Source organism: Xanthomonas sp. DAR 34887 (assembly GCF_041245805.1).
GTDB classification, from domain to species: domain Bacteria; phylum Pseudomonadota; class Gammaproteobacteria; order Xanthomonadales; family Xanthomonadaceae; genus Xanthomonas_A; species Xanthomonas_A tesorieronis.
Genome location: NZ_CP162490.1, coordinates 3715063 through 3741327, shown reverse-complemented (window position 1 = coordinate 3741327; position 26265 = coordinate 3715063). Strand labels below are relative to the sequence as shown.

Annotated in this window: 28 protein-coding genes; 11 read left to right on the top strand and 17 right to left on the bottom strand. The window is 68.9% G+C overall.

The genetic code is table 11. From position 1 onward, the window contains the following. Window positions 1–131: 131 nt before the first annotated feature. Genes AB3X08_RS15730 through AB3X08_RS15720 form a run of 3 tightly spaced genes read left to right on the top strand, consistent with a single transcriptional unit; the run spans window position 132 to window position 2383 of the window. Window positions 132–1382, top strand: coding sequence for a multidrug effflux MFS transporter (locus tag AB3X08_RS15730; protein ID WP_369933750.1), 1251 nt, complete (start codon window positions 132–134; stop codon window positions 1380–1382). A gap of 52 nt (window positions 1383–1434) precedes the next feature. Beyond that, window positions 1435–1848 (top strand): hypothetical protein, encoded by a 414-nt coding sequence (locus AB3X08_RS15725; RefSeq protein WP_369933748.1) that lies wholly within the window; start codon window positions 1435–1437, stop codon window positions 1846–1848. Window positions 1849–1852: 4 nt separating this feature from the next. Then, the gene (locus tag AB3X08_RS15720) at window positions 1853–2383 is read left to right on the top strand and encodes a GNAT family N-acetyltransferase (protein WP_369933746.1); all 531 of its coding nucleotides are present in this window, start codon (window positions 1853–1855) and stop codon (window positions 2381–2383) included. 30 nt (window positions 2384–2413) lie between these two features. Here the strand turns inward: AB3X08_RS15720 and AB3X08_RS15715 are convergent, their stop codons facing one another. The 3 genes from AB3X08_RS15715 to AB3X08_RS15705 form a co-directional block, all read right to left on the bottom strand. After that, entirely contained in the window at window positions 2414–4414 is a 2001-nt protein-coding gene (locus tag AB3X08_RS15715; RefSeq protein ID WP_369933744.1) for a M2 family metallopeptidase, read from the bottom strand. A gap of 104 nt (window positions 4415–4518) precedes the next feature. Continuing rightward, window positions 4519–6207, bottom strand: coding sequence for a phosphoethanolamine transferase (locus AB3X08_RS15710; RefSeq protein ID WP_369933742.1), 1689 nt, complete (start codon window positions 6205–6207; stop codon window positions 4519–4521). Next, a complete protein-coding gene (locus AB3X08_RS15705) occupies window positions 6204–6980 on the bottom strand; it encodes a phosphatase PAP2 family protein (RefSeq protein ID WP_369933741.1) in 777 nt (258 codons plus the stop codon). The genes AB3X08_RS15710 and AB3X08_RS15705 overlap by 4 nt, the downstream gene beginning before the upstream one ends. Window positions 6981–7222: 242 nt before the next feature. Between AB3X08_RS15705 and AB3X08_RS15700 the strand changes: the two genes are divergently transcribed. The 3 genes from AB3X08_RS15700 (at window position 7223) to AB3X08_RS15690 (ending at window position 10665) form a co-directional block, all read left to right on the top strand. Further along, window positions 7223–7924 carry a response regulator transcription factor gene (locus AB3X08_RS15700; protein ID WP_206231166.1) on the top strand — a complete coding sequence of 234 codons (702 nt, stop codon included), beginning with the start codon at window positions 7223–7225 and terminating at the stop codon, window positions 7922–7924. Further along, window positions 7914–9206, top strand: coding sequence for a sensor histidine kinase (locus tag AB3X08_RS15695; protein WP_369933740.1), 1293 nt, complete (start codon window positions 7914–7916; stop codon window positions 9204–9206). The genes AB3X08_RS15700 and AB3X08_RS15695 overlap by 11 nt, the downstream gene beginning before the upstream one ends. Window positions 9207–9762: 556 nt before the next feature. Next, window positions 9763–10665 (top strand): IS110 family transposase, encoded by a 903-nt coding sequence (locus AB3X08_RS15690; RefSeq protein ID WP_369933738.1) that lies wholly within the window; start codon window positions 9763–9765, stop codon window positions 10663–10665. Window positions 10666–11326: 661 nt separating this feature from the next. On the opposite strand, the gene AB3X08_RS15685 is transcribed toward AB3X08_RS15690, so the two are convergent. The 5 genes from AB3X08_RS15685 to AB3X08_RS15665 all read right to left on the bottom strand — a co-directional run bounded on the left by AB3X08_RS15685 (window position 11327) and on the right by AB3X08_RS15665 (window position 14542). Continuing rightward, complete coding sequence (locus AB3X08_RS15685) at window positions 11327–11824, bottom strand: hypothetical protein (protein ID WP_369933736.1); 498 nt, start codon at window positions 11822–11824, stop codon at window positions 11327–11329. Between the two features lie 259 nt (window positions 11825–12083). Further along, complete coding sequence (gene minE / locus AB3X08_RS15680; RefSeq protein WP_009608870.1) at window positions 12084–12341, bottom strand: cell division topological specificity factor MinE; 258 nt, start codon at window positions 12339–12341, stop codon at window positions 12084–12086. 2 nt (window positions 12342–12343) lie between these two features. Next, window positions 12344–13153, bottom strand: coding sequence for a septum site-determining protein MinD (gene minD, locus AB3X08_RS15675; protein WP_369933735.1), 810 nt, complete (start codon window positions 13151–13153; stop codon window positions 12344–12346). Between the two features lie 37 nt (window positions 13154–13190). Further along, complete coding sequence (gene minC, locus AB3X08_RS15670) at window positions 13191–13946, bottom strand: septum site-determining protein MinC (RefSeq protein WP_369933734.1); 756 nt, start codon at window positions 13944–13946, stop codon at window positions 13191–13193. A 2-nt stretch (window positions 13947–13948) separates the two neighbouring features. Next, entirely contained in the window at window positions 13949–14542 is a 594-nt protein-coding gene (locus tag AB3X08_RS15665) for a GNAT family N-acetyltransferase (protein ID WP_369933732.1), read from the bottom strand. A 139-nt stretch (window positions 14543–14681) separates the two neighbouring features. Between AB3X08_RS15665 and AB3X08_RS15660 the strand changes: the two genes are divergently transcribed. The 5 genes from AB3X08_RS15660 (at window position 14682) to AB3X08_RS15640 (ending at window position 19294) form a co-directional block, all read left to right on the top strand. Beyond that, window positions 14682–15875, top strand: a complete 1194-nt coding sequence (locus AB3X08_RS15660; RefSeq protein ID WP_369933731.1) for a sensor histidine kinase — start codon at window positions 14682–14684, stop codon at window positions 15873–15875. Continuing rightward, window positions 15875–16516, top strand: coding sequence for a response regulator (locus tag AB3X08_RS15655; protein ID WP_184411502.1), 642 nt, complete (start codon window positions 15875–15877; stop codon window positions 16514–16516). Before AB3X08_RS15660 ends, AB3X08_RS15655 begins: the two co-directional genes overlap by 1 nt. Window positions 16517–16984: 468 nt before the next feature. After that, window positions 16985–18151, top strand: coding sequence for a polyketide cyclase (locus tag AB3X08_RS15650; RefSeq protein WP_369933729.1), 1167 nt, complete (start codon window positions 16985–16987; stop codon window positions 18149–18151). A 95-nt stretch (window positions 18152–18246) separates the two neighbouring features. Beyond that, window positions 18247–18618 (top strand): DUF423 domain-containing protein, encoded by a 372-nt coding sequence (locus AB3X08_RS15645; protein ID WP_369933727.1) that lies wholly within the window; start codon window positions 18247–18249, stop codon window positions 18616–18618. A 1-nt stretch (window position 18619) separates the two neighbouring features. Further along, on the top strand, window positions 18620–19294 hold the full coding sequence (locus AB3X08_RS15640) for a DNA-3-methyladenine glycosylase family protein (RefSeq protein ID WP_369933726.1): 675 nt from the start codon (window positions 18620–18622) through the stop codon (window positions 19292–19294). Window positions 19295–19342: 48 nt separating this feature from the next. On the opposite strand, the gene AB3X08_RS15635 is transcribed toward AB3X08_RS15640, so the two are convergent. The 9 genes from AB3X08_RS15635 to AB3X08_RS15595 form a co-directional block, all read right to left on the bottom strand. After that, window positions 19343–19972 (bottom strand): hypothetical protein, encoded by a 630-nt coding sequence (locus tag AB3X08_RS15635; RefSeq protein ID WP_369933725.1) that lies wholly within the window; start codon window positions 19970–19972, stop codon window positions 19343–19345. Between the two features lie 200 nt (window positions 19973–20172). Continuing rightward, window positions 20173–21603 (bottom strand): FAD-binding oxidoreductase, encoded by a 1431-nt coding sequence (locus tag AB3X08_RS15630; RefSeq protein ID WP_369933724.1) that lies wholly within the window; start codon window positions 21601–21603, stop codon window positions 20173–20175. 39 nt (window positions 21604–21642) lie between these two features. Further along, entirely contained in the window at window positions 21643–22227 is a 585-nt protein-coding gene (locus AB3X08_RS15625) for a hypothetical protein (RefSeq protein ID WP_369933723.1), read from the bottom strand. 8 nt (window positions 22228–22235) lie between these two features. Then, entirely contained in the window at window positions 22236–23042 is an 807-nt protein-coding gene (locus AB3X08_RS15620) for a M15 family metallopeptidase (RefSeq protein ID WP_369933722.1), read from the bottom strand. A 15-nt stretch (window positions 23043–23057) separates the two neighbouring features. Next, window positions 23058–23615 (bottom strand): PH domain-containing protein, encoded by a 558-nt coding sequence (locus tag AB3X08_RS15615; protein WP_369933720.1) that lies wholly within the window; start codon window positions 23613–23615, stop codon window positions 23058–23060. Window positions 23616–23620: 5 nt separating this feature from the next. Further along, entirely contained in the window at window positions 23621–24922 is a 1302-nt protein-coding gene (locus AB3X08_RS15610) for an alpha/beta fold hydrolase (protein ID WP_369933719.1), read from the bottom strand. 1 nt (window position 24923) lies between these two features. Next, window positions 24924–25100 (bottom strand): DUF4177 domain-containing protein, encoded by a 177-nt coding sequence (locus tag AB3X08_RS15605; protein ID WP_369933717.1) that lies wholly within the window; start codon window positions 25098–25100, stop codon window positions 24924–24926. Next, window positions 25097–25276: an Arc family DNA binding domain-containing protein gene (locus AB3X08_RS15600; RefSeq protein WP_263397615.1), complete on the bottom strand. Its 180-nt coding sequence runs from the start codon at window positions 25274–25276 to the stop codon at window positions 25097–25099. Before AB3X08_RS15600 ends, AB3X08_RS15605 begins: the two co-directional genes overlap by 4 nt. A gap of 61 nt (window positions 25277–25337) precedes the next feature. Continuing rightward, entirely contained in the window at window positions 25338–26222 is an 885-nt protein-coding gene (locus tag AB3X08_RS15595) for an SPFH domain-containing protein (RefSeq protein WP_369933715.1), read from the bottom strand. Between the last annotated feature and the right edge of the window lie 43 nt (window positions 26223–26265).

Genomic DNA, 26265 nt, shown 5'->3' with positions numbered 1-26265 from the left:
GCGCTTAACGCGGCACTGGCAAGGGTCTATCATGGCGGCATTCCCTCTCCCCATCGTTCCGTCCCTTGGACGGTGTCGTCGCGTGTTCGCCCACCCGGGCTGCGTGCGGCCGGCTTTCCAGGATCCTGCGCATGACGCTCCCGACGATCTCGACCCGCCGCCTGGCATTGCTGCTGGCCGGGCTGGCGATGTTCGGTCCGTTCTCGATCGACACCATCTTCCCGGCGTTCCCGCAGCTGGCGCAGCGCCTGCGCGCCGATCCGGTGGCGATCCAGCAGACCGTGAGCGTGTACCTGCTGGCCTACGCGCTGATGGGCCTGGCGCACGGGCCGCTGTCCGACGCCTGGGGCCGCAAGCGGGTGATCGTCGGCGGGCTGGTGGTGTTCGTGCTGGCCTCGGCTGGCTGCGCGCTGTCGCGCGACCTGCCCACCTTGCTGACGTTCCGCGCGCTGCAGGGCGTTTCCGCCGGCGTCGGCATGATCGTCGGCCGCGCGGTGATCCGCGACATGTACGACGGCCACGACGCGCAGCGGCTGATGAGCCAGGTGTCGATGATCTTCGGCATCGCCCCGGCGATCGCGCCGATCATCGGCGGCTGGATCCTGGCCACCGGCGCCGGCTGGCCGACGATCTTCTGGTTCCTGGTCGGGTTTTCGCTGCTGTTGCTGGTCGCCACGCTGCGCTGGATGCCGGAGACGCATCCGCCGCAGGCGCGCACGCCGCTGGCGCCGCGCACGCTGCTGCGCGACTACATCGCCATCGCGTTCAACGCGCGCTTCCAGCGCCTGGCCGCCGCCGGCGCGTTCAACTTCGCCGGCGTGTTCCTGTACATCGCCTCGGCGCCGGTGTTCATCATCGACCTGCTGCACCGGACCGAGCGCGATTTCGCCTGGCTGTTCATTCCCACCATCGGCGGCATGACCCTGGGCTCGTTCCTGTCCGGGCGCATGGCCGGGCGCATCGGGCCGATGCGGCAGGTGCGCATCGGCTTCATCTGCTGCGGCGTGTCGGTGCTCGGCAACATCGCCTACACCGTGATCGCGCCGCAGATCGCGCTGCCGTGGGCGGTGCTGCCGATCTTCGTGGCTGGTGTCGGCATGGCGTTGATCTTCCCGATCCTGGCGCTGGCGGTGCTGGACATGTACCCGCGCCAGCGCGGGCTGGCCTCGTCGCTGCAGGCCTTCACCCAGCTGATGCTCAACACCGTGGTGGCCGGGGTGCTGTCGCCGCTGCTCAGCGGCCGGCCGATGCACCTGGCGCTGGGCTCGGGCGCGTTCTTCCTGATCGGCTGGGGCTTCTGGCGCTGGGAGCGGCGCAGCGGCAAGCGCCTGCCGCGGCCCGGCAGCCAGGTGCCGCAGCTGGAGCCGGCCGATCCGGTGTGACGCCGGCGCCGCGGTTGGGCTATCGTCGCCGGGTCATCGTTGAGGAAACCGCATGTCCATCCAGTCCAAGCAGCGCCGCGACGTGCGCAAGAAGCTTGCCGAACGCCTGCGCCACCGCAGCGAAGCCGCCGCCGCCGCGGCCACCGCGATCGAGCCGCATGCCGAGCTGCGCGACCAGCAGCGCACCTTGCTGGCCGGCATCGTGCGCCGCGACGGCGAGTGGGTGCTGGGCATGGACGGGCGCATCGCCGGGCAGAGCGAGAGCGCCGCGCAGGTGCTGTCGCTGATCATGCAGGCCGCGGAACTGCACGAGCGCGCCGGCACCCCGGTGCGGCTGGTGTATTCGGATGCGCTGAAGGATGCCGCGCACGCCGATGCGCTGGCGCAGGGGCTGAGCTTCGACGAGTTCAAGGACCGCCACGCGCAGGTCATGCAGCGTGGCGCCGGCGCGGCGTTGCCGGGCTGAAGGCATGGGCCAGAGCGCGAGCCAGGCCGCGGACGCCGCCGTCGCGCTGGCGCGGGTGCGGCGCCGCGATGGCCTGGCGCTGATCCAGGCGCACCGCGCCAGCATCGCCCTGCATCATCCGTGGACGTATCCGTTCACCGACGTGCCCGGCTTCAACGCCTGGTACGCGCAGACCCTGGACGGCAGCAACGTCGCGCTGCTGGCGCGCGCGCGCGACAGCGGCGAGGTCGCCGGCCTGTTCACCTTCAGCCAGATCGTCGGCGGCTGCTTCCAGAGCGCCTATCTGGGCTACCACGCCATGGCCGGCTGCGAAGGCCGCGGACTGATGACCCACGCATTGCGGCTGTGCGTGGCCTATGCGTTTTCCGAACTGGGCCTGCATCGCGTGGAGGCCAACATCCAGCCGGACAACACGCGTTCAATCGCGCTGGTGCGGCGCGCCGGTTTCCGCCACGAAGGCTATTCGCCGCGTTACCTGCGCATCGGCGGGGTGTGGCGCGACCATGAGCGTTGGGCGCGGTTGGCCGACGATTGAGTCGGTGGGTCGCCTGCCACGCCGCGGCGATTACTGCGGCTTCGGCGCAGTCGTCGCCGGCGGCTCCGCGGCGGCCTGCACCGCCTTGGGCATGTCCCATCCGCACATCTGCCCCTGGTTCTGCTGCTTGAGCCACTCCTGCATCGGTGCGAAGTATTCCAGCAGCGGGGCGGCGTCGAGCTTGTCGTTGCCGGTCAGTTCCTTCAGCGTGAGCTGCCACGGCTGGCTGCCGCCACGTTGCAGCATCGACCAGAATTTCTGTCCGGCTTCCTTGTTGCCGTAGAAGGTGCACTCGTACAGCGGGCCCTTGTAGCCGGCCGCGTCGCACAGGCCCTTGTAGAACTGGAACTGCAGGATGTGCGACAGGAAGTAGCGGGTGTATGGGGTGTTGCCGGGCACGTGGTACTTGGCGCCGGGGTCGAAGAAGTCTTCGCCGCGCGCCGACGGCGGGGCCACGCCCTGGTACCTGGCCTTCAGCTCCCACCAGGCCTGGTTGTAGTGTTCCGGCGCGATCGAGCCGTCGAACACGCCCCAGCGCCAGCGGTCGATCATCAGTCCGAACGGCAGGAACGCGACCTTACTCAGCGCCATGCGCATCTGTGCGTTGATCAGCGCCTCGCGGCTGAGCTGCGGCGCTTCGACCAGGCCGATCGAATGCAGGTACTGCGGGGTCATCGCCAGCACGATGGTGTCGCCGATCGCCTCGTGGAAACCGTCGTTGGCGCCGCCCTGGAACAGCGGCGGCAACGGGTTGTAGGCCAGGTCGTAATAGATGTGGCCGAGCTCGTGGTAGATGGTGGTGAAGTCTTCCTCGTTCGGCTTGATGCACATCTTGGTGCGCACGTCGCCGGCCATGTCCATGTCCCAGGCGCTGGCGTGGCACACGACGTTGCGGTCCAGCGGCTTGATGAACTGGCTGCGCGCCCAGTAGCTGTCGGGCAGCTTGGGCATCGCCAGCGAGGTGTAGAAATCCTGCGCGCGTTCGGTCATCTGCTTGGCGCTCTGCAGCTGCGCGTCGCGCTGGGCCATGAACCGCGCCTCCGGCGAGGTATCGCCATTGCGCCGCGCCAGCGCCGCGCCGAGGTTGCTCTGGTACTGCTTCTCCAGCGTGTCGGTGATGTCCAGGCTGCCGGCGCCGGGGTAGGGCTGCAGCAGGTCCCACAGGTTGCTCCAGTCCTGCTGCCACATGTTGCCGAGCAGGTGCGCAGGCAGCAGGCCGCCGGCGACTTCACCCTTGTCCTTGCCGTATTCGGCATCGAGCTTGCCGCGGGTGTAGCAATGCAGTTGTTCGTACAGCGGCTTGACCTGGGTCCACAGCCGATCGGTCTCGGCGGCGATCTGCGCCGGCGGCATGTCGTAGCCGCTGCGCCACATTGCGCCGGTATCGGCATAGCCCATCTCGCGGGCGCCTTCGTTGACCAGTTCGACGAAGCGCTGATAGTCCTTGCGCATCGGCTGTGCGGTGCCGTGCCAGCCCTGCCAGGCGTCGAGTTGCTGGTCGTAATCGCGGCTGCGGCGCAGCACGTCCTCCAGTTCGCCCAGCTGCCGGCAGCGGCGCGCGTCGCCTTCGCCGGTGCAGTAGCTGGCCGCACCGTAGGCGCCTTCCATCTTCGAGGCCAGGCCGGCCAGTTCGGCCAGCTTGGCCGGATCGCGCGGCGCCGGCATCGCGGTCATCAGTTTCAGCAATTGCAGCGCGCGTGCGCTGTCGGCGGACATCGGCTTGCCCTCGTAGCGCTTGGCCTGCGCGACCCAGCCGTTGAGGGTGGTCAGCCAGCGTTCGTTGGCCTTGGCCACCAGCCGCTCCGAATCGCCGTTGATGTAGGTGATCGACAGCCACTGCGCCGAGGTCAGCTCCGGCAGCAGCGCGCGGTATTCCTCGTTGATGCGGGCGACGAACTGGTCGGCGCTCTCGCCGGGCGCGGACGGCGCCGGCGCGGTGCCGGTCTCGGTGGTCGCTTCCTTGCGGCACGCGGACAGCGCAAGCACGCTCGCGCCGATGCACAGCGCAAGCAGCAGAGGGCGGTGGTTCACGGCGAATCCTTCGGTGACGAGTGCGACGAAGGCTAGTGTGTCCTCCCGGTCCGCCGCAAGGGCCGCCACGCCGCGGCGCCCGGCAGGCCGCCGCCCGCAGCTCGCTACCGGCGCGCCGCGCCGGCCGCGCTCGCGCTTGCGCCCGCCGGCGTGCACTGCGCGAACAGGTCGCGCGAACGTTCGTAGACCCCGGTCTTGACCTGCATCAGGCCTAGCACCGACGGGAACAGGTTGTCCTGATCGGCGTACTGGCGCGAACGCGCCCGCACGCAGGCCAGGTCCAGGCCGCGGTCGCTGGCGAAGCCGGGCGAGAACCACATCACCATCGGCACGTGGGTCTGCTCCTGCGGGGCGATCGCATACGGCACGCCGTGCAGGTACAGGCCCTTCTCGCCCAGCGATTCGCCGTGGTCGGACAGGTAGATCATCGCGCTGTCGTAGTCGGGCATCGCCTCCAGCGTGGACACGGTGCGCGCCAGCAGGTGGTCGGTGTACAGCAGCGAGTTGTCGTAGGCGCTGGCGATCTGCTCGCGGCTGCAGTTGCCCAGGTCGGCGGTATCGCAGGTCGGGGTGAAACGGCGGAAGCTGGCCGGATAGCGTTCGAAATAGCTGGGGCCGTGGCTACCGAGCTGGTGCAGCACGACCACGCGGTCGCCGGGCTTGGCGCGCACCTGCGCGGCCAGGTCCTGCAGCAGGATCTCGTCCATGCAGCGGCCGTCCTTGCACAGCTGCGGGTCCTTGGCGTCGTCCAGGCGCTGGATCGCCAGGCCGTCGCACACGCCCTTGCAGCCTGACTGGTTGTCGCGCCACAGCGTGGCGATGCCGGCATGCTCGATCACGTGCAGCAGCGACTGGTGCTTGCGGATATTGCTTTCGTTGTAGTCGTGGCGGCCGAACGGGGAGAACATGCACGGCACCGAGACCTCGGTGCTGGTGCCGCACGAATGCATGTCGGGGAAGTTGATCACGTCCATCTGCGCCAGCTGCGGCGTGGTCTGGCGGACGTAGCCGTTCAAGCCCCAGTTCTGCGCGCGCGCGGTTTCGCCCAGCACCACCACCAGCAGGCGCGGCTTGCTGCCCGGCGCGCGCGGCGTGGCGATCGCATCGTGTTCCAGCGGCAGCTTCGGCGCCTTGCGGGTGGGGCTGTCGGACTTGAGGTTCTGCCGCAACGCGACCAGGTAGTTGATCGGCGTGGCCAGGTAGCGGATCTCGCGGTGGTTGCGCATCATCGCCGACAGATCCTGGAACGACAGCATCGCGCCGATCCCGCCCAGCGCCAGCATCGCCAGCAGGAAGCCAGCGCGGATCGCCAACGCCTTGCCGGGCGGACGCCGGATCAGGCGCAGCCGCCACAGCGCCAGGATCGGCAGCGCGGCGTAGAACAGCAGCGGCGCGATCAGCGCCGGGGTCATCAGTTCGCGCGATTCCTTGTGGTCGGTGGCCAGCACGTTGCGCAGCATGTCCGCGTCCAGGTAGACGCTGTAGCTGTTCATGTAGTGCGCGGCGAACGCGGTGGTGAGCAGCAGCACGCTCAGCAGCGGCTTGGACACGCCGCGCCACAGCAGCAGGCCCAGCAGCAACCCGTGCACCGACAGCAGCAGCAGGAACAGCGACAGGCCCAGCTTCAGGTCGCCGGGGTGGCCGCTCATCGCGCTGCGCCAGAACATGCCGTTGCAGACCAGGGCGAAGAACGCGCTGGCGGCCAGCGCCAGCGCTTCGTTGCTGAGCAGCGGGCGGTAGCTCCACCAGCGGGCGCGGGGCTGGCTGCTGGGATGCGGCAGGGAGATGCTCATGCGCGGCGTTCCTTCACGACTGGCAAGACCCCATGCATGGATCGGGCCGAAACCCGTGGTTGCCACAGCAGAACACGGTACAGGCCCAACGCCACGCCCCAACTCAGGGATAACGTCCACAGATCGTGAGACAGGAAGTGCGCCCCGCGCAGCTGCTGGCCGAGGCCGAACAGCAGTCCGGCGCCGAGCCCCACCGCCAGCGCCGGCCAGCGCCAGGCCGGCTTCAGCGCCAGCGCGAAGAAGTACAGCGCCACCCAGGCATAGCCGGCGCTGGAATGTCCGGCCGGGAAGCAGGCCGCATGCGGCATGCCGGCCGGCCGCGCCTCGAACAGGCCGATGTAGGGCAGGTGGCCGCCGTAACGGCTCAGGTCCCACGGACAGTCCATATGGGTCAGCGACTTCAGCAGCGACACCACGCCGGTGCTCAACGCCACCGCCAGCGCCAGGTACAGCAACGGCAGCCGGTAGCGCTGGCCGTCGGGACGGCGCCAGGCCAACGCCGCCAGGCCGGCCGTCGCCACCCAGGCCAGGGTGCTGAGCAGCTTGCCGTCGTGGTGGATCAGGTTGCGGGTCAGCGCCGCGTTCTTCAGCGCCCACTGGCCGCCTTCCCAGCGGTACAGCAGGTCGGCGAACCAGAAATCCCCGCCCAGGCCCATCAGCACGGTGCTGGCCAGCAGGGCCGCGGCCAGCGGCAGCCACAGATGCCGCCGGTAGAAGGCCGACGGCGCGGGCAGGGCGGAGACGGCGGGCAAGGGCAGGGCGGGGCTGTGCATGGGTGCAGGCGGGCTGGGCGCGCGAACGGTGGCAAGTGTCATGGTGTTGCGGGCCTTGTCGGAGACCGGTCGGATTGCGGCGCCACACGTGCGGCGCTTCAGCCCAGGTTGCCGTGGCGGTATTCGGGTTCGGTCCAGGATTCATCGAGATTCGATCAAGATGCAGCGTTCCGACCGCGCTCCGACGCGTATCCGCTAGCATGGCGGCTTCCCCCCGTCGTCCCGGAATGCGAGCGAGTGCCATGCGGCTGTTGGTGATAGAGGACAACCGGAACCTGGTCGCGAACCTGTTCGACTACTTCGAGGTGCGCGGCCACACTCTGGATGCGGCACCGGACGGCGTCACCGGCCTGCACCTGGCCACCACCCAGCATTACGACGCGGTGATCCTGGACTGGATGCTGCCGCGCCTGGACGGGCCGCAGGTGCTGCGCGCGATGCGCGAGCAGCACCATGCCGAAGTGCCGGTGATCATGCTCACCGCGCGCGACGAACTGCCGGACAAGATCGCCGGTTTCCGCGCCGGCGCCGACGACTACCTGACCAAGCCGTTCGCGCTGCCGGAACTGGAAGTGCGGCTGGAGGCGTTGCTGGTGCGTGCGCAGGGCCGCGGCCGCAGCAAGCTGCTGCGTGTGGGCGACCTGCAACTGGACCTGGGCACGCTGGAGGCGACCCGCGGCGGCCGCACCCTGCACCTGTATCCGGCCTGCCGCAAGCTGCTGGAAGTGCTGATGCAGGCCAGCCCGGCCGCGGTCACCCGCGACCGCCTGGAGCAGGCGCTGTGGGGCGACGAGCCGCCGGATGGCGACATGCTGCGCTCGCATATCTACGACCTGCGGCGCAGCGTGGATGGCCCGTTTGCGACCAAGCTGATCCACACCCTGCCGCGCATCGGTTACCGGCTTGCGGTGGTGGACCCGCACGAGCAAGAGCATGCCGCGTAGAACCGGGCTGCGGCAGCGCATCACCCTGTGGCTGGTCGGCTATGCGGCGCTGCTGTCGCTGGCGGTGTTCGTGCACGGCTACATCGTCAACGACCAGGCCGAGCAGCTGACCTGGCGTTCGCTGCTCAGCTCCGAACTGGAGCACTTCCTGGCGCGCAGCGCGGTTGATCCGGATTACCGCTGGATCGATACCCGCACCGTGAGCCTGTACGGCGACGAAGGTGGCGAACCGCTGCCGCCGGCGGTGGCGGCGCTGGCGCCGGGTCTGCACGACGACGTGCCGCTGGAGGGGCGCGAGAAAGTCGTGTTGGTGCAGGACGTGCGCGGCCGCCGCCTGGCGCTGTCGCTGGACATCACCGAATTGCAGAAGCACGAGGAAAACCTGGCGCTGTGGATGCTGCTGTCCAACGTGATCGCGGTGCTGCTGCTCGGCGCGCTGGTGGCCTGGGGCCTGGGCCGGGTGGTGCAGCCGCTCACCGACATGGCGCAACGCATCGGCAGCCTGCGTCCGGACCGGCCGGGCCAGCGCATCGAAGTGCATCCGCGCGCCAGCGCCGAACAGGTGGTGATCGCCGATGCGTTGAACGACTACCTGCTGCGCAACGACCTGTTCGTCGAGCGCGAGCGCGCCTTCATCGACAGCGCCAGCCATGAATTGCGCACCCCCGTGGCGGTGATCGGCGGCGCCGCCGAACTGGCGCTGGAACAGCCCGACGTCCCGCCCAGCGCGCGCAACCAGCTGCTGCGCATCCGCCGCACCGCCAGCGGCGTCGGCCAATTGATTTCGTTGCTGTTGGTGCTGGCCAAGGACCCGGCGCGGCTGGCGCGCGGCAGCGACCTGGTGCGCCTGGACCAGTTGCTGCCGGACATCGTCGAAGACCATCGCCACCTGTGCGCCGACAAGCGCCTGGAACTGGTGCTGGCGCCGCTGCCGCCGTGCGAGGTGCTGGCGCCGCTGGCGATCGTGCAGGCGGCGATCGGCAACCTGCTGCGCAACGCCATCGAAAACAGCGACCAGGGCGTCATCCAGATCGCGATGCCGGCGCCGGGCGTGGTGCGCATCGACGACCCCGGCCACGGCATGGCGCCGGAAGAGATCAGCGCCATCTACATGCGCATGGCCCGCGGCGGCGGCCGCGAGGGCAGCGGCATCGGCCTGGACCTGATCGCGCGCCTGTGCGAGCACCTGGGCTGGTCGCTGCAACTGGATTCGGACGCGGGGCAGGGCACGCGGGCGACATTGGATCTGAGTCCGGCATTGAAGGACGGTGGGGCGGCGTAGCGCATGCGCGCTTGCGCTGGAGCGGTATCGGCTCGGTGTCGGCATCGCGGCCCAGGCAGCGCACCTTGCGGTCCGGATAGCGAACCCTGTAGGAGCACACCCTGTAGGAGCGGCTTCAGCCGCGACGAACGAAGCCATGACGCTATCCCGCCTCGGTGGCAGTCGGGACTGAAGTCCCTCCCACAGTGCACCCAGCCGGCTCGCCACGAGTCCCTTGCGCTAGCGACTTCAGGGCGCCTCTAACAACTCCATTCCGGAAGCTGCACGCTGCACGCTGCGCGTGGCGATGGCGTGTTCCTTTTTTCTGTCGCGGCTGAAGCCGCTTGTGTCTGGAAGTTGGTCTACAGTTTGATTGGAGAGCGATGTGCGGCACGCCGACAGGCCGCAGTGTTCGAGCACGTGTAGGAGCCAGGGCGGCCGCACATCGACCTCGTTGCCTAGCCCGAACAGTTGAACGAGCGCTCGCTCGAACTTCACAAGCGTGGGCAGCCACGAGGCAGCTCTCTCCTGCCCCTCAGTCTACCTAACGCTTATGCCTCTTTGGATTGGTCTGGATGTGGCCAAGGACACCTTGGCCGTTCACGTGCTTCCCCTGAACCAGTTGCTGTCCTTTCCCAATACCGCCCAGGGCCACCAACGCCTGTGTGACCATCTTGCCGGGCAGTGTGTCGGCAACGTGCTGCTGGAGGCCACCGGCGGCTACGAACGAGCGGTCATGAATGCCCTGGCCTCGGCAGGCCTGCCGGTGACCCGGATCAATCCGCGCCGCGCGCGCGCGTTCGCCACGGCCTTGGGCACCATTGCCAAGACCGATCCGCTGGATGCGGCCTTGCTCGCGCGCATGGCCCAGCTGGTGCAAGCGCCCGCGCCGCTTCCCGATCCCTTGCGCGAGCAACTGCGCATGCTGGTCCAGCGCCGCGAACAACTGGTCCAGCAGCGCGACGACGAGCGCCGTCGGTTGCATCAGGCGACCCTGGCCGTGGTGCGTGAGTGTCTGATCCAACAGATCGGCGACTTGCGTCGCCGTCTCCAGCGGATGAACCAGGCGATCAAGCAGGTGCAGCACCAGCTCGACGATGCACTGGCGCGCTCGCTGAGCGCGGTCCCTGGCATCGGCGAGGTCACCACGGCCAGCCTGATCGCCTACCTGCCTGAGTTGGGCACCCTGGACCGCCGCCAGATCGCGGCTCTGGTCGGCGTGGCGCCCTACAACGTGGACAGCGGCAAGCACCGTGGCAAACGCCGCATCCGCGGCGGGCGGGCCCCGATCCGACGGGTGCTCTACATGGCCTGTTGGAGCGTCGTGCGCACCCAAGCCTCCTTCAAGGAGCGCTATCACCAGCTACGGGCACGCGGCAAGCCCGCTAAGGTGGCCATCACCGCGTGCATGCGCGTGCTGCTGATCCGCCTCAACGCCATGGCGCGTGATCGCACACCATGGCAAGAGGCAACCGGGTGAGAAGACAGTTGCTCCTACAAGAGCACGGCGCGCACGTGTAGGAGCGGCTTCAGCCGCGACAGGAGAACGAAGCGGCCGCGATGCCAAGGCGTCCATGAGAAACGCGGGCGCGACGCCACCGTCTGCCGCCAATGCGCCTTTGCCACTCCATGGCATCTCGAACGTCTCGATGCCGAAACCTGTGGCTCGGCGTGTCGGCGTCTCGCAAGTGCATCGACCTGCCTTTGGGGGTTATTAGAGGTGCCCTGAAGTCGCTCCCACAATGGGCTAGCGGCAAATTGGCTGTGTGCATTGTGGGAGGGATTTCAGTCCCGACTGTATGCATCGCCGGTCGGCATACATGCTTCGTTCGTCGCGGCTGAAGCCGCTCCTACAGTTGCTTAGGGCAAGTTTGCTAGGTGCACAGTGGGAGGGGTTTCAGCCCCGATTGCATGTACGGACCGGTTGGCATCTGCACTTCGTTCGTCGCGGCTGAAGCCGCTCCTACAGTCGCTTAGGGCAGGTTGCTGGGTGCACTGTGGGAGGGGCTTCAGCCCCGACTGCATGCGCCGCTGGTTGTCATCCGCGCTTTTCGCTGGCCGCGGCTGAAGCCGCTCCTGCAATGTGGCTTGCGGGCGTTGCTGCAAGAGCTCGAAGACCGATGCGCTTGCTTACGCGGGTCTCAGTCCGGCTGCGGCAACAGGCCGCGCTGCAGCAGCCAGGCGCGCGCGTCCTCGGCATCCTGTTCGAACCATGCGCGGGTGGAGCCCAGCCGGTAGGTGTAGCCCCAGGCATCCATGTCGGCCATCAGTCGCGCGCTGCCGACGCCGGGCAGCGCGTCGGCCAGCACGATCTGCAGGTAGCAGGTGGCATCCTCTTCCTCGACCGAGTCGGTGGCGTCGGTATGCACCAGCGCGCGCCGTTCCGGCGGCAGCACGATCAGGTGGCAGGCTTCGTGCAGCAGCGAGTGCACCGGCGTGTCGTCGCGCACGTACACGTCGCTGGCGATCACGCCGGCTTCCGGTTCGCCCCAGTAGCTGCCGGGAATCTTGGCGCCGTCGGCGACCCGATGCAGCATCAGTCCATGCCGGGCCAGCAACGCGCGCGGCGCGTCCAGGCCGATGGCACCGACGGTCAGGACCTCGGCAGCGGGCGCGGAGCGGGAGTCGTCGGTCTGCATCGGGAGCTCGGCAAGGAGAAGCGGCGCGTGACGCAATCGGCAACGCGGTGGCGCACGGTTGGGCAAGCGGATAATTCGACCACCGCGCCGCCAAAGATCATGCGTTCGGTGGGCGCAGCTGGCGTTGTGCACGCAACCATGGCGAATTGCAGACACCGCAGTGCAGCCTCGCCAGGATGTTATGCCAAACACACCGCCGACGATGCGGCACATGCTGCGCGCCGCGGCCGCCGTCGGCGACCATGGCGCGCTCCACTACTTAGGGCGTCGGCCCTTCCGGCAACGCCACCGAGATATCGAGCACGTCGTGTTCGCCGTCCTTGACCAGGTCCACCTTGACCGCGTCGGCGTCGATGTTGACGTACTTCTTGATCACTTCCAGCAGTTCGCGCTGCAGCAGCGGCAGGTAATCCGGGCCGCCGCGGTGGTTGCGCTCCTGCGCGATGATGATCTGCAGGCGGTTCTTGGCCGTCTCGGCGGTGTTCTTCTTGGCCTTGAGAAAGTCGAATAGTCCCATGCTCACCCTCCGAACAACTTGGTGAAGAAGCCCTTCTTCTCCACGGAGATGAAGCGCATCGGGCGCTCTTCGCCCATGATCCGGGCCACCGCGTCGTCGTACGCCTGGCCGGCCGGGGACTCGCCGTCCAGGATCACCGGCTCGCCCTTGTTGGAGGCGTTGAGCACATCGCCGGATTCGGGGATCACGCCGATCGCCTTGAGCCCCAGCACTTCCTCCACGTCGGTGATGCTGAGCATCTCGCCGCCTTCCACCCGGCCTGGGCTGTAGCGGGTCAGCAGCAGGAACGCCGGCACGGCCTTGCCTTCCTCGGCCTTGCGGGTCTTGGAGTCGAGCAGGCCGATGATGCGGTCGGAGTCGCGTACCGAGGAGACTTCCGGATTGACCACGACCACCGCGCGGTCGGCGAAATACATCGCCAGGAACGCGCCCTTCTCGATGCCGGCCGGCGAATCGCAGACGATGTACTCGAAGCCGTCGGCGACCAGGTCCTTGAGCACCTTCTCCACGCCTTCCTGGGTCAGCGCGTCCTTGTCGCGGGTCTGCGAGGCGGCCAGCACGTACAGGTTGTCGAAGCGCTTGTCCTTGATCAGCGATTGCTTGAGCGTGGCCTCGCCGTGCACCACGTTGACGAAGTCGTACACCACCCGGCGCTCGCAGCCCATGATCAGGTCGAGGTTGCGCAGGCCCACGTCGAAGTCGATCACGGCGACCTTCTTGCCGCGTCGCGCCAGCCCGCAGGCCAGGCTCGCGCTGGTGGTGGTCTTGCCGACGCCGCCCTTGCCGGAGGTGACTACGATAATTTCAGCCAAAGGACTATCTCCTGATACGTTCGGTTGTAGGGCCGCGTCAATCTTGCGCGGCGATCTTGATCTGGTCCTGCTCCAGCCAGACCTGGACGGCCTTGCCACGCAGTTCCTTGGGGATATCGTCCAGCACCTTGTAGTGGCCGGCGATGGCGACCAGTTCGGCGTGGAAGTCTCGGCAGAAGATCCGCGCATCGGTGTTGCCTTGCGCGCCGGCCAGCGCGCGACCGCGCAGGCTGCCGTAGATATGGATGCTGCCGTCGGAGATCACTTCGGCACCGGCGCCGACCGTGGCCACCACGGTCAGGTCGCAGTTCTCCGCGTACAGCTGCTGGCCCGAGCGCACCGCGGTCTTCTGCATGCGGCCCGGTTGCGGGCGCGCCGCAGGGGCGGGCGGCGGCGGGGGCGGCGGCGAGACCGGGGCGGGTGCGGCGGCAGGGGCGCCGCCGTCGATGCGCTCGTACTGGGCGCGGAACTTGGCCAGCAGCGGCAGGCCCAGCGCTTCGGACAGCTGTTCGATCTCGCGGGTGCCGTAGGCCAGCGCCACCGGCAGCACGCCGGCCTCGCGCAGGCCTTCCAGCAGCGCGCGCGCGGTGGCGGTGTCGGGCGTCTGCGCCAGGCCGCCGAAATCGATGATCACCGCGGCGCGGCCGAACAGCTTGGGCGCGCGCTGCACGCGCTCGCGCATTTCCTGGGTCAGGCGCGCCACGTCCAGGGTGCGGATGCGCAGGTTGGCGATGCCGACCTGGCCGATCTTCAGTTCGCCTGCCTGCTCGAAATCCAGATTCACCGACGACACGCTCAGGTCCCGGTCGGGCGCGGGGCCCGTTGCAGGCGACGGGCATGGCCGACCCAGGGCAGGTCGGGCAACTGCTCGCCGTAGGTCTCGCGGACCCAGGCGTAACTGCACAGATCCTTCAACAGCATGCTGGCACGCACCTCCACTTCGTTCATCGTGTTCTGGCCCACTTCGCGGAAACCGAAGCTGCCGTGGAACAGCAGCGCCGCGTCCGCGCCGTGGTCCAGGAAAACCTCACACGCCAGCTGCGGGTAGCGCAGCTCGGCATAGCTCTGCACGTCGGCATAGAACGCGCGGCCGACGCCACCGCCGCGGCGGCGGCTGGCCACCACGATGCGGTCGATATAGAAGAAGGCGGGGTAGCGCTCGCGAAACCAGGCGAAATTGCTGCTGTCGTGATCGCTGTCGCCGCCGAACCCGACCAGGAAGCCGGCCAGGTTGCCGTCGCGCTCGGCGACGCGGAAGTATTCTGCGGTCTCGTAGAAGCGGTGCAGCTTGGCCGAATCCAGCGGCAGGATCGCCAGTCCGGCGTTGTTGTTCAGGGCCAGGACCGAATCGAGCTCGTGCTCGCGCACGTCGCGGATGACGATCGACATTGGGACTCCGTTGCTGATGCGCGCGCGGCCAGATGCGGACCGCCGGCCGGATTATCGCACGCGTGGCCCGGGGCGGCGAGCCGCGCATGCATGACTTCCGTGGGAGTGCATTGCGCGCCGTTCATCCTAAGATGCGTGCATGTTGGGAAACCTCAGCCATACCCGCGTCCTGCGCTTCGCCGGCCTGTTCACCTGGGCCATGATCGCCATGCCGCTGGTCTACACCTACTGGATCCCGGAGGAGGGGGTGAACCGGCGTGGCGGCTGGGAGGCGGCGATGATGTCCGGCTTCTTCATCGCCTTCGGCGGCAGCTACTACTGGCTGACCCGCGGGCTGGGCAGCGGCGGCCACGCGCATTGGTACGATCGCCTGATCCTGCTGCTGCTCACCGTCAGCGCGCTGGCGGTCAGCTATCTGACCGGAAGCGGGCTGGGCAGCATCCTGATGATGGTGGCGGCGGGAGTGATCCCGTGGCTGCTGCCGGTGCGGATCGGCGTGCTGTGGCTGGTGCTGAGCCAGTTGGCGGTGCTGCCGGTCTACTACCTGCTGGTCGGCTTTCCGCTGTTCGACGCGCTGATGCAGTCGCTGCTGTACGGCGGCTTCTCCATGTTCATCTTCGTCACCAGCCTGGTCGCGCGGCAGCAGGCCCAGGCCCGCGAGGAGCAGCGCCAGCTCAATGCCGAACTGCGCGCCACCCGCGCGTTGCTGGCCGAAAGCGCACGGGTCAACGAGCGCACCCGCATCTCGCGCGAGCTGCACGACCTGCTCGGCCACCACCTGACCGCGCTGAGCCTGAACCTGGAAGTGGCCGGCCATATCACCGAGGGCCGCGCGCAGGAGCATGTGCATCAGGCGCATACCCTGGCCAAGCTGCTGCTGACCGACGTGCGCGAGGCGGTCAGCCATCTGCGCGACAGCGGCGCGATCGACCTGGCGGCGGCGCTGCGGCCGCTGGTCGAGCGGGTGCCGTCGCTGCGCATCCACCTGCAGGTGGACGAGCCGTTGACCGTCGAGGATCCGGAGCGTGCGCATGTCTTGCTGCGCTGCACCCAGGAAATCATCACCAATACGGTGCGCCACGCGCAGGCCGACAACCTGTGGATCCAGGTGCGCCGCGAAGGCCCGCAGGTGGTGATCCGCGCCCACGACGATGGCCGCGGTTGCGAGGCCCTGCTGCCCGGCAACGGCCTGCGCGGCATGCGCGAGCGGCTGAGCCAGTATGGTGGCAGCCTGGAAATCGATGCGCCGCAGGGCACGGGCTTTCGCCTGCGCGCCTCGGTCCCGAGCGCGGCCGCCCTGCTGCCGCCCGCCGTTTCACAAGGAGTGTTGTGATGATCCGTGTCTGCCTGGTCGACGATCAAACCCTGGTGCGGCAGGGAATCCGCTCGCTGCTAGCGTTGGACGGCGGGATCGAGGTGGTCGCCGAGGCCAACGACGGCCGCCAGGCGGTGGAGCTGATCCCGCAGGTGAAGCCGGACGTGGTGCTGATGGACATGCGCATGCCGGCGATGTCCGGGCTGGAGGCGCTGCAACTGCTGTCGCGCAACGGCGCGCTGCCGCCGACCATCATCCTGACCACCTTCGACGACGACCAGCTGGTACTGGCCGGGCTCAAGGCCGGGGCCAAGGGCTACCTGCTCAAGGATGTGTCGCTGGAGCAACTGGTCGGCGCGATCCGCGCGGTGGCCGCCGGCGGCTCGCTGGTGCAGCCGGCGGTGACCCAGCGCCTGCTGTCGGGCCTGGAGCACATGCGCAACGACTTCGTCAGCCTGGACCGGCCCGACCCGCTGACCGACCGCGAGACCGAGATCCTGCGGCTGATGGCCAGCGGCTTCTCCAACAAGGAAATCGCCAACTCGCTGGGCGTGGCCGAGGGCACGATCAAGAACCACGTGTCCAACATCCTGTCGAAGCTGGGCGTGCGCGACCGCACCCGCGCGGTGCTGAAGGCGTTCGAACTGCAGCTGGTCTGACGGACAGGATGTGTGACCCGGCCCGGCGCTGCGCGCCGGCCGTTGGCGGGTGCCGGCGCCGCGCCAGCCCCATTGTGGGAGCGACTTCAGTCGCGACGAACGCAGCGGCCGGCCTGCCGGGCTCGGAGATGGTCTCGGCCGACGATCCGACATTAAAGACCGCCACCTGCATTGGTCTGGCCGCCTGGACCGGCGCCATCGCCCGCGCCCAGGCGCGAACGCCATGCCTCGTCAGGCTCGCCCGCCGCGATCCGGCACCGGCACCGGCCTGTCCACTGCTGCCTGCGCGACAATGGTCTGGTCGCCCGCACGGTGCCGCCCTGGCGCTTTGCACGGCGCCTTCGCGGGGTTTTCGCCACTATGCCGAATTCCGCGTCGCCATCTGCTGACCACGAGCCGCGAAGCCTGCTAGGATGGGCGCTTCGCTTCATTAACCCGGCCGTGGGATCGGCCCCGGAGACCTCCTGAATGACCCGTATTATCGAATTCCTGATCGCACTGGGGATCGTGGCTGGCCTGTTCGTCATCGTCGGCCTGGTGCTGCCTTCGGAGCGTCACATGTCCGAGAGCGTCGAAACCAATCGGCGCATGACCATCGTCTATGACACGGTGAACAGCCTGCGTCGTTTCAAGGACTGGAACCCTCTGGTGCTGCGCGACCCGCGTATCCAGCTGAAGCTTTCCGGTCCTGAAGCCGGCGTCGGCGCCCGCCTCGATTACGCCTCCAACGAGGGCTACATCGGCAAGGGCAGCTGGACCATCACCTCGACCGAGAAGAACAAGCAGGTCGTCATCGGCATCGAGGACGAGACCAAGGGCAGCGACAAGACCACGTCGTTCAAGCTCGAGCCGACCGGCAAGAGCGGTCGCAACGTCAAGATCACCCAGGACTACACGGTCAAGTACGGCTGGGACCTGTTCGGTCGCTATGCCGGCCTGTACGTGAGCCGCCATGTCGGCGACGACATCAAGCTGGGCCTGTCGCGGCTGAGCAACGTGCTGGCCACCGTGCCGAACGTCGACTACCGCGCCGAGGAAACCCCGCTGACCGACCTGAAGGTCGTCGATGTCCCGGCCGAGGATCTGCTGGTGGTCAACGCCGGCAACGTCGACCGCGACAACGACACCATCAAGAAGTCCATCAAGGACAACCAGGAGTGGATCAAGCGGGTGATGGACGCCAACGGCCTGGAAGCGGCCGGTCCGGTGCGCATCGTCACCACCGATTTCGGTGCCGACAAGTACGCCTTCGACGTCACCCAGCCGGTGCGCAAGCGTGCCGGCGGCGCGCCGAAGCCGGACGCGGCGGCCAAGCCGGAAGACAAGAAGGACGATGCGGCGGCTCCTGCGGCTCCGGTCGACGCGACCCCGGTCGCCGCCAGCGGCGATCCGCTGAAGCTGACCATCCCGCAGGGCGCGCCGGTCACCTACCTGCGTACCGAAGCGCACCGTTCCGCGTTCGCCAGCTACACCGGCCACATGGCGGGCCTGGATGCGGCGCGCAATGCGGTCCGCGCCTGGGCCGCGACCAGCGGCTACGACGTGACCGACCGTCCGTACGAAGCCTGGAAGGGTGGCGTGGACAAGGCGTTCACGCCGGAAGGCACGTACGACATCTACTGGGCGATCAAGTAAGCCGTCGCCTGGATGGATGAGTGACCCGAAACGCGCCGCTTCTTGCGGCGCGTTTCGTTTGTGGGGCCGGAACACCGGCCGCAACGGAGATCGTCATGCTGAATCTCGATCGGCGTTCGCGCAAACGCTCCTGGCTGGTGTGTGCCGGCGCCCTGCTGGCGGCCGCCGCGATCGGCCTGTCCGCCTACGCCTCGCACGGCGTCGCCGAGCCGCTGGCGCAATCGCATCTGCAGACCGCCGCGCTGTATGCCTTCGGCCACGGACTGGCGCTGGCGGCGCTGGGCCGCAGCAGCGAACGCCTGCTCGCGCGCATCGCCCTGGCGCTGCTGCTGCTCGGCACGCTGCTGTTTTGCGGCAGCCTGGCCGGCAATGCGCTGGCGCAGTGGCCGACGCGGCTGGCCCCGGTCGGCGGCACGACGCTGATGCTGGGCTGGGCGCTGTACGCGCTGGATGCGCTGAGGCGTTGAGATGCCCCGATACGCGCGTGGATTCGATACCCAGGCCGCCTACGACCATTTGAGCCGGCGCGACCGCAAGCTCGGTGCGTGGATGCGCCGGATCGGCCCGATCGCGCCGCAGCCGGGCTGGTCCAGGCCGTTCGACCCGGTCGATGCGCTGGCGCGCGCGATCCTGTTCCAGCAGCTCAGCGGCAAGGCCGCGGCGACCATCGTCGGCCGCGTCGAGGCGGCGATCGGCAGCACCCGGCTGCATGCCGACACGCTGGCGCGGATCGACGATCCCGGCCTGCGCGCCTGCGGGGTGTCCGGCAACAAGGCGCTGGCGCTGCGCGATCTGGCGCGGCGCGAGGCGGCCGGCGAGATTCCGTCGCTGCGCAAGCTCGCCTTCATGGACGACGAGGCGATCGTGCAGGCGCTGCTGCCGGTCCGCGGCATCGGCCGCTGGACGGTGGAAATGATGCTGCTGTTCCGCCTGGGCCGTCCCGACCTGCTGCCGGTGGACGACCTGGGCGTGCGCAAGGGCGTGCAGCGGGTGGACCGGCTGGAGCGACCGCCGACGCCGGCGGAGTTGCTGGCCCGCGGCGAGCGCTGGAGCCCGTATCGCAGCTACGTGGCGTTCTACCTGTGGAAGATCGCCGATTTCAGCGATGCCGCGACGACGTCCACGCCGCGCTCGCAGGAGTAGCGTCGAGCGGCGCCTGGCCGCGATGTTGCCGGGGACGCCGGCACCCGTTCAGGGCGCGGGCGAAGGCGACGCGGCGCGCTCCGCTGCGGGCTGGGCGGCTGGCGCGGGCGCTGGCGTTCGGAACAGCGGGTCGTCGCTCAGGCGCGGACGCTGCGAGGACGGGAAACGCCGTTCCTGCTGCAGCCAGCCGTTGTACTGGAAGGTGCCGCGCGCCGCGCTCAGAAAGACCATGACGACCAGCACGCCCATGCCCAGGCCGTTGAGGCTGCCTGCGACCAGGAACGCTATGCGCACCAGCACGTAGTACGCCAGAATCAGGATGGCGGCCACCCGACTCTTGCGGTAGAGGCCGTAGGCGAGCGCGAAGACCAGCGCCGCTTCGATGCTGCTGGTGATGCCGCTCGTCGCGTTGCCGGCGACGAATCCGCGTACGGCAGCGACTAGGTCCATCGCCGCAAGAATGCCGGCAACGATGCAGCCGGCCATGATCTTGCGCACGATGGTGTCGGGCGCCTTGGCCATCGACGGCGCGGGAGCGGGGGTTTGCGCATGTGGGGCGGCGTAGGGATTGTCCGGCATCGGCGTGGCGTCCTTGCAGCGAGTTGTTAGAGAGTGGATAGCGGCCGTCGCGGCGGAAACTTGGATCGCCGACTTCAGCGCCGCGGTGACGCTGCCCACGCCGCATTCGCAGGAGCAGGGCGTCCAGCGGCATTGCGATACTCCTCTGTAGGAGCGGCTTCAGCCGCGACAGCTCCTCTCCGCAAGGCGAATGTCGCGGCTGAAGCCGCTCCTACAGGGGCGTTGCCGCCGTTCGTGTGCGCGGCGACTTGGGCGTCTGGCCGCCGCAGATCTCGCCGCGCGCGCCATCGTCTCCGGCCTCATGCCGGCAAATACTTGTCCCACAGCCGATTGCGGAAGCGGTGCTGCGGATCGATGCGGCGCTTGATGCGTGCGAACGCCTCGGCTTCGGGATAGGCCGCGGCGAACTGCTGCGGTGTGGCGTGCAGCCGGTACGGCAGGTAGTAGCGGCCGCCGTGCGCCAGCGCCGCGTCGATCAGCTGCCGGGTCCACACCGCCGCGGCCCGGTCCGGCGCGGCGCCGCTGCGCTGCTTGTAGTACAGCACGAAGGAGAACACCGGCTGCGGCGCCCAGCGCAGCAACGACACGGTGTCGGCGGGCGAGTGGCGGATCGAAACGTTGAGCGCGTTGACCGCGTGGTTGCGCAGGATCGTCCCCATCTCGCGCGCGAATGCGGCGAATGCCGGCAGCGGCAGGAAGTATTCCTGCAGCAGGTAGGTGGACATGCGCCGGGTGCGCGGTTCCAGCGAGCGCGCGTCCAGGCTGGCCTGGCAGTTGCGGCGCATCACCGCCGGCGTGTGCAGCAGCGGTTCGGTCTGGTAGCGCTCGCGCAACGATTCGCCCAGCGGCAGCTCCGAGGCGGCCCAGATCAGGTTCTGTTCGCGTGCGTAGTCCTGCCCGCGCGGCACCAGCCGGCGCGTGTCGGTGGGCGCCGCGTCGCTGCGCAGCCAGGTCACCGCCAGCGGGCGATCGAAATGCGGCGGCATCAGGTCGGCGTTGTGCATCACCGCGCGCGGGTCGGCGATGCGTTCGGCGAAGAATGCCGGATAGTCCGCCAGCGCCACGCGCTGCACGCGCCGCTCCAGCATGTCGTTGCGGGCCAGCGCCAATTCCACTTCGGTGACCACGCCGAGCCCGCCGTAGCCGCCGATCGCCGCGGCAAACAGCTCGGCGTCGCGCACGCGGTCGAGTTCATGAATCTCGCCCTGCGCATCCACCAGTTGCAACGCCTGCACCGTATGCGCGATCGGCCCGGCATGCAGATAGCGGCCATGGCAGTTGACCGCGACCGAGCCGCCGACGCTGAAATTGCTGTAGCTCTGCATCACCGCGACCGACAGATCGTGCGGATCGATCAGGTCCTGCACGTCGCGCCAGCGCATGCCGCTGCGCACGCGGATGCGCTGCGCGACCGGATCCAGATGCACCAGCCCGATCAGGTCGCGCAGATCCAGGTGCAGCGAGCCGGCGGCAGCGATCTGCCCGCCCATGCTGTAGCGCGCGCCGCCGATCGAGACCGCGCCGCTGCTGCCGCGCAACAATGCGGCGACGTCGGCCGTCGTGCGTGGCCGTGCGACGCGCGCGACTGCGGTGCGGTCGATGTCGGCGATGTCGGTGACCTGCGTGGTGGCGTCCGTATCGCGCGCGCATCCGGGCAGGGCCAGGGCGGCGCCGGCACCGAGCAGGGCGGCGGTGGCCGCGCGGCGCTGCTTGTCGATGTGCTCGTCCATAAGCAAGGTGTTCTCAATGGGAGTGGCAGGGCGGGTACGTCAGTCGGCGACCAGTTCCACCTGCGTCTGCACGCGCACCCAGGCATCCTGGCTGGGATCGTTGAGCGTGGCGTGCAGCGTATAGGTGCCGAGCGGATCTTCCGGTTCGAAGCGCAGCTGCAGCGACAGCGGTGCCAGTTCCAGCATGCCCGGCGCGGCCGGTTTGCCGCCGGTGGTGAGCGGGCGCGCAGGTTCCTGCAGCGCGACCTGGCCATCCGGCCGGAGCATGCGCATGCTCATCCGCGCGTCGCAGGCGCCGCCGTTGTTGGGACTGGGCGCGCAGCCGGAATACAGCATGACCACGCGCAGCGGTTTGCCGCGGCGCACGCGTGCGGCCGTGCGCAGCTGCGGGCCGTGGCTGCTGCCGCTCTCGCTCCACTCTTTCCCGAAGCGGGCGAACTCGGCTTCCTCGGCGACGTGGATGCTGGCCGCGAAGTTCTTGTCGTGCGCGCGTTCGGCGCTGTCGGCGACCGGCTTGCCCTGGCGATCGTGCCATTGCGCCGAGGCGGCGAACGACAGGGCCAGCAATCCCAGGGCGCAACACGCCAGGCTGCCGCGCAACCTGCGTTCACCGCGATGCTTCATGTCGGGTTTCATGCCGACGCTCCCGCATGCCAGCGCCAATGCCAGGGTTCGTAGACGATGCCGTGCGGATTGTCGCGCGGATAGCTCATCCGGTAGCCGAAGTCGGCGGCGTGCGCGCGCAGCCAGGCGAAGGCTGCGGTGCGCTCGAAGCTCTCTTCGGCCGGCGGCTCGCCGGGCGTACCGATGTCCAGCGCATCGCCGCTGTGGTGCTCGCTGTAGCCGGGCGCGGCATTGACCTGCAGGATCTGCTGCAGGCTCTGCCCGCGCGCGAACTTGCGCGCGAAGATGCCCAGTTGGTAGTCGTGGCTGCGGTAGCCGGAGATCGCCTCCAGCACCACGCCGTCGCGCGCGGCGGCGCGCTGCAGCGCCGGCCAGGCGCGCGCGGCGCCGGCGCTCAGCCACAGCGGGCGGCGGTAGCGGTCGCGGCCGGCGGCGTGCAGGGTAGCGGGTTCGGCCTGCAGCGCCAGGCCGGTGCTGCGCGCGTAGTCCTCGGCGTCCAGGCCGAGGCCGGCCAGGCGTTCGTGCAAGGCGCTCAGCGGCAGCACTCCGGCGTCGTCGGAGTGTCGGCGCAGGGGCAGCGCGTCGAGGCGATCCAGCGCCGCGTCGATGCCGGGTTCGTGCATCAGCCGCGGCAGCAGCGCATGCAGCCCGCGCGCGGAGGCGACCGCCAGATAGCGGCCGTCGTGCTTGCGCCGCAACAGCCAGGTCGCCTGCGCGAGCAGGCGCGCATCGACATTGCTGCGCGCGCGCAGCAAGCTGGCCGGCAGCAGTTCGATGCATTCGGTATTGAGCAGCAGGGCAGGAGCGGGGCGCATCCGCACAGGGTAGGGCTAACCGCGGTGCGCGGCCAGCCGTTGCAGGTCCTGCAGCAACTGCCGCGGCTGCTCCGGGCTCAGCAGCAGCCAGCGTCCGTCGCGCAACGGCAGTACCAGCACGCGGCTGGCATCGGTGAGCAGGCAGAACGCGCGCTGGCCGTTGCGCATGCGGAAATGGCCGGATTTGAAGCCGGGCAACGTGTAGGCGATGGTCTTGCGGTTCGGCGCGAATTCGCCGCGCTCGGCCAGGTCGATCACGCGCGCCTGCGCCAGATCGAGCTGCGCGATATCGGTGCGCGAGGCGAACATGCTGGAGCGGACCAGCAGCGTGCTTCCCTCCAGGCGGATGCCGCGCCGCAGGTAGAACAGGCTCAGCGCCGTGCCGGTCGCCGGCAGCAGCGCCAGGGTGGCCCAGTGCAGGCGATGGCCGCGGTCCGGACTGGACAGGCCCACGGCGGCGACGAGGCCGGCGGCGAGCAGCAGCGGCAGCCACAGGCCCAGCAGCGGCAGGCGTCCGGGCGTGGCCACGCGGTAGTCGCGGGAGGTCGGTGCGGCGCGGGAACGGCTGGGCATGGCGGTCATCGTTGTGCGCGGATCCACTGCGCGGTATCGGCGATCCGCTGCGGATCGACGTGGCCAGGTTGCGCGTACTCGGCCGGCCCGGGCGCGCCGCTGCCGGCGATGCCGAGGTGGTTGAGCTGCGCATAGCGGTGCAGGGTCGCGCGCGCGTCCCCGCCCAGCGCCTGCTGCCAACGCTGCCAGTCCGGCGCAGTGACCTGGAAGTCGCGTTCGCCCTGCAGCCACAGCACCGGCTGCCGCAGGGCCAGGACGTCGGCCACCGGATCCACCTTGTCGAACGCCCGCCAGTAGTCGGCCGGCAAGTCCAGCGGCGAATCGGTCCGCGCCACCGCGCCGTCGCCACGGACCTTGGCCACGCGCCGTTCGATCTCGGCCAGGCGCGCCTGGTCCTGCGCCGACGGCGTGACCTGCAGCTGCAGCAGGTAGCGGTTCTGGTCGATCAACAGATCCAGCAGCGAACGCGCCGGCGCCGCCCACAGAACGATGCCGGCGGTCTTGCCGGACATGCGCGCGATGCGCGCGGCGAGCATGCCGCCCTGGCTGTGGCCCATCACGAAGATGCGCCTGGGATCGATGCCAGGCGTGCGCGCCAGCGCCGCGATCGCGGCAACCGCGTCGTCGGTGGTTTCGTCGTCCATGGTGAAGTCTTGCTCCATGCGTCCGGCGAAGCGCTCCGGCATGGCGAAAGTGCGCTTGTCGCAGCGCAGGACCGCGATGCCCTGCGCGGCGAGTCCGCGTGCGACGTCGAGGAACGGCCGGTTCGGGCCGATCGTCTCGTCGCGGTCCTGCGGGCCGGAGCCGTGCACCAGCACCACCGCCGGGAATGGTCCCTTGCCCGCGGGCAGCGCCAGCGTGCCCGGCAACGGACCGACCGCGAACGCCTGTTCGGTGAAGCCGGCATCGGCCGCGGGCGGCGGCGCGGCCGGTGGCGCCGCGGGGGTGAACAGCAGGCCGGCGATCTTGCCGTCCGCGTCGATCGAGACATGCGCCAGCAACGCGCCGCGCTCGAACTGCAGGCGCTGCTCGATCACGGTGAGCCCTTGCTGCTGGCGTTCGCTGGCCGGGCCGCGCTGCTGCAGCGCGCCCAGTTGCGCGGACAGCCTGCGCCAGGCCTCGGCAAGCTTTTCCGGCGGGACCGCTTGCGCTATCGCCGGGGTGAATCGGGCTTCGACGGCGGTGAGGTCGCCGGCCTGCAGGCGATCCAACAGCGCGCCGGCAGTCTGTTGCGGCGCCGCTGCCGATGCCGCGAGCGGGGCCAGCAGCGCCACCAGGGCGTAGGCGGGAACGCGGCGCCGGCGCATGTCAGAGCTCCCGCTTGAACATCAGCAGCGGCTTGGTGCCCGGCAGGGTGAGCACGTTGACCAGTTCCCAGCCAAGCTTGCCGTGCTTGTTCAAATCGGCCTGCAGTTCCTCCAGCTTCAGACCCAGCATCAGATTGGTCTTGGCTTCGACGGTGAGGTATTCCCAGCGTTTGCTCATGATTCGGGTGCCTTGTCGTCGCCGGGCTTGGGCAGCCGGCCGGCCTTGCGCAGCGCGTCGCGCAACACGTATTCGATCTGCGCGTTGAGGCTGCGCAGCTCGTCGTCGGCCCAGCGCTGCACCGCCGCCAGCACGTCGGCGTTGATGCGCAGCGGATAGGCCTTCTTCTCGCTCATGCGCGGCGGCTCGGTTGCATCCGTGCGGCGGCTGCCGCACGGCAGTGGCAGGGCTCGCGCATCAGTACAGCGAACCGGCGTTGACGATGGGTTGCGCGCCGCGGTCCGAACACAGCACAGTCAGCAGGTTGCTGACCATGTGCGCCTTGCGCTCCTCGTCCAGCTGCACGGTGCCGTTCTTCTCCAGTTCGGCCAGCGCCATTTCGACCATGCCCACCGCACCGGCGACGATGCGCGTGCGTGCGGCGATGACAGCGTTGGCCTGCTGCCGCTGCAGCATCGCCTGGGCGATTTCCGGGGCGTAGGCGAGGTGGCTGATGCGCGCCTCGATCACGTCCACGCCGGCCTGGGTCAGGCGCTCGTCGAGGTGGCGCTTGAGCTGCTCGCTGATCTCCACGGGGTGGCTGCGCAGGGAGATCTGGCCGTCCTCGTGCTGGTCGTAGGGATAGCTGGTGGCCATCGCGCGCAGCGCCGATTCGGATTGGATGTGCACGAAGCTCTCGTAGTCGTCGACGTTGTACACCGCCTCGGACGCATCGATCACCTGCCATACGATCACCGCGGCGATCTCGATCGGGCTGCCGTCCAGTTCGTTGACCTTGAGCCGGCCGCTCTCGAAGTTGCGCACGCGCTGGCTGACCTTCTTCTTGGAATAGAAGGGGTTGTTCCAGCGCAGGCCGTTGTCCTTGACCGTGCCCACGTACTTGCCGAACAGGCTCAGCACCGCGGCCTGGTTCGGCTGCACCGTGTACAGGCCGCACAGGCTGAACAGCGCGATGGCGCCCAGCAGCAGCGACAGCAGCACCAGCGGCAGCGAGCTCGGCCCGCCGTTGACCGGGTCCTTGATGATCCCCATCACGAACAGCCACAGCGCCAGTCCGGCCAGCGCCAGGACGCCGAGCAGGAGCGGAATGCCGGGCAGCGAGCGAAGCGTGCGTTCTTTCATGGCGGTCTCCCCAGGTGTGTGGCGGAAAGATATCACTTTGATA

What these genes read in the sequence shown, in the direction of transcription:
- AB3X08_RS15710 (WP_369933742.1), bottom strand. Translation starts at nt 6,207, where the DNA reads ATGAGCATCTCCCTGCCGCATCCCAGCAGCCAGCCCCGCGCCCGCTGG.
- AB3X08_RS15665 (WP_369933732.1), bottom strand. Translation starts at nt 14,542, where the DNA reads ATGTCGATCGTCATCCGCGACGTGCGCGAGCACGAGCTCGATTCGGTC.
- AB3X08_RS15610 (WP_369933719.1), bottom strand. Translation starts at nt 24,922, where the DNA reads ATGCGCCGGCGCCGCGTTCCCGCCTACGCCCTGGTGGCGCTGCTGGCC.
- minE (WP_009608870.1), bottom strand. Translation starts at nt 12,341, where the DNA reads ATGGGACTATTCGACTTTCTCAAGGCCAAGAAGAACACCGCCGAGACG.
- AB3X08_RS15600 (WP_263397615.1), bottom strand. Translation starts at nt 25,276, where the DNA reads ATGAGCGAGAAGAAGGCCTATCCGCTGCGCATCAACGCCGACGTGCTG.
- AB3X08_RS15615 (WP_369933720.1), bottom strand. Translation starts at nt 23,615, where the DNA reads ATGCCCAGCCGTTCCCGCGCCGCACCGACCTCCCGCGACTACCGCGTG.
- AB3X08_RS15630 (WP_369933724.1), bottom strand. Translation starts at nt 21,603, where the DNA reads ATGGACGAGCACATCGACAAGCAGCGCCGCGCGGCCACCGCCGCCCTG.
- AB3X08_RS15705 (WP_369933741.1), bottom strand. Translation starts at nt 6,980, where the DNA reads ATGCACAGCCCCGCCCTGCCCTTGCCCGCCGTCTCCGCCCTGCCCGCG.
- AB3X08_RS15695 (WP_369933740.1), top strand. Translation starts at nt 7,914, where the DNA reads ATGCCGCGTAGAACCGGGCTGCGGCAGCGCATCACCCTGTGGCTGGTC.
- AB3X08_RS15720 (WP_369933746.1), top strand. Translation starts at nt 1,853, where the DNA reads ATGGGCCAGAGCGCGAGCCAGGCCGCGGACGCCGCCGTCGCGCTGGCG.
- AB3X08_RS15605 (WP_369933717.1), bottom strand. Translation starts at nt 25,100, where the DNA reads ATGAGCAAACGCTGGGAATACCTCACCGTCGAAGCCAAGACCAATCTG.
- AB3X08_RS15730 (WP_369933750.1), top strand. Translation starts at nt 132, where the DNA reads ATGACGCTCCCGACGATCTCGACCCGCCGCCTGGCATTGCTGCTGGCC.
- AB3X08_RS15640 (WP_369933726.1), top strand. Translation starts at nt 18,620, where the DNA reads ATGCCCCGATACGCGCGTGGATTCGATACCCAGGCCGCCTACGACCAT.
- AB3X08_RS15725 (WP_369933748.1), top strand. Translation starts at nt 1,435, where the DNA reads ATGTCCATCCAGTCCAAGCAGCGCCGCGACGTGCGCAAGAAGCTTGCC.
- AB3X08_RS15655 (WP_184411502.1), top strand. Translation starts at nt 15,875, where the DNA reads ATGATCCGTGTCTGCCTGGTCGACGATCAAACCCTGGTGCGGCAGGGA.
- AB3X08_RS15650 (WP_369933729.1), top strand. Translation starts at nt 16,985, where the DNA reads ATGACCCGTATTATCGAATTCCTGATCGCACTGGGGATCGTGGCTGGC.
- AB3X08_RS15620 (WP_369933722.1), bottom strand. Translation starts at nt 23,042, where the DNA reads ATGCGCCCCGCTCCTGCCCTGCTGCTCAATACCGAATGCATCGAACTG.
- AB3X08_RS15595 (WP_369933715.1), bottom strand. Translation starts at nt 26,222, where the DNA reads ATGAAAGAACGCACGCTTCGCTCGCTGCCCGGCATTCCGCTCCTGCTC.
- AB3X08_RS15645 (WP_369933727.1), top strand. Translation starts at nt 18,247, where the DNA reads ATGCTGAATCTCGATCGGCGTTCGCGCAAACGCTCCTGGCTGGTGTGT.
- AB3X08_RS15700 (WP_206231166.1), top strand. Translation starts at nt 7,223, where the DNA reads ATGCGGCTGTTGGTGATAGAGGACAACCGGAACCTGGTCGCGAACCTG.
- AB3X08_RS15660 (WP_369933731.1), top strand. Translation starts at nt 14,682, where the DNA reads ATGTTGGGAAACCTCAGCCATACCCGCGTCCTGCGCTTCGCCGGCCTG.
- AB3X08_RS15685 (WP_369933736.1), bottom strand. Translation starts at nt 11,824, where the DNA reads ATGCAGACCGACGACTCCCGCTCCGCGCCCGCTGCCGAGGTCCTGACC.
- AB3X08_RS15625 (WP_369933723.1), bottom strand. Translation starts at nt 22,227, where the DNA reads ATGAAGCATCGCGGTGAACGCAGGTTGCGCGGCAGCCTGGCGTGTTGC.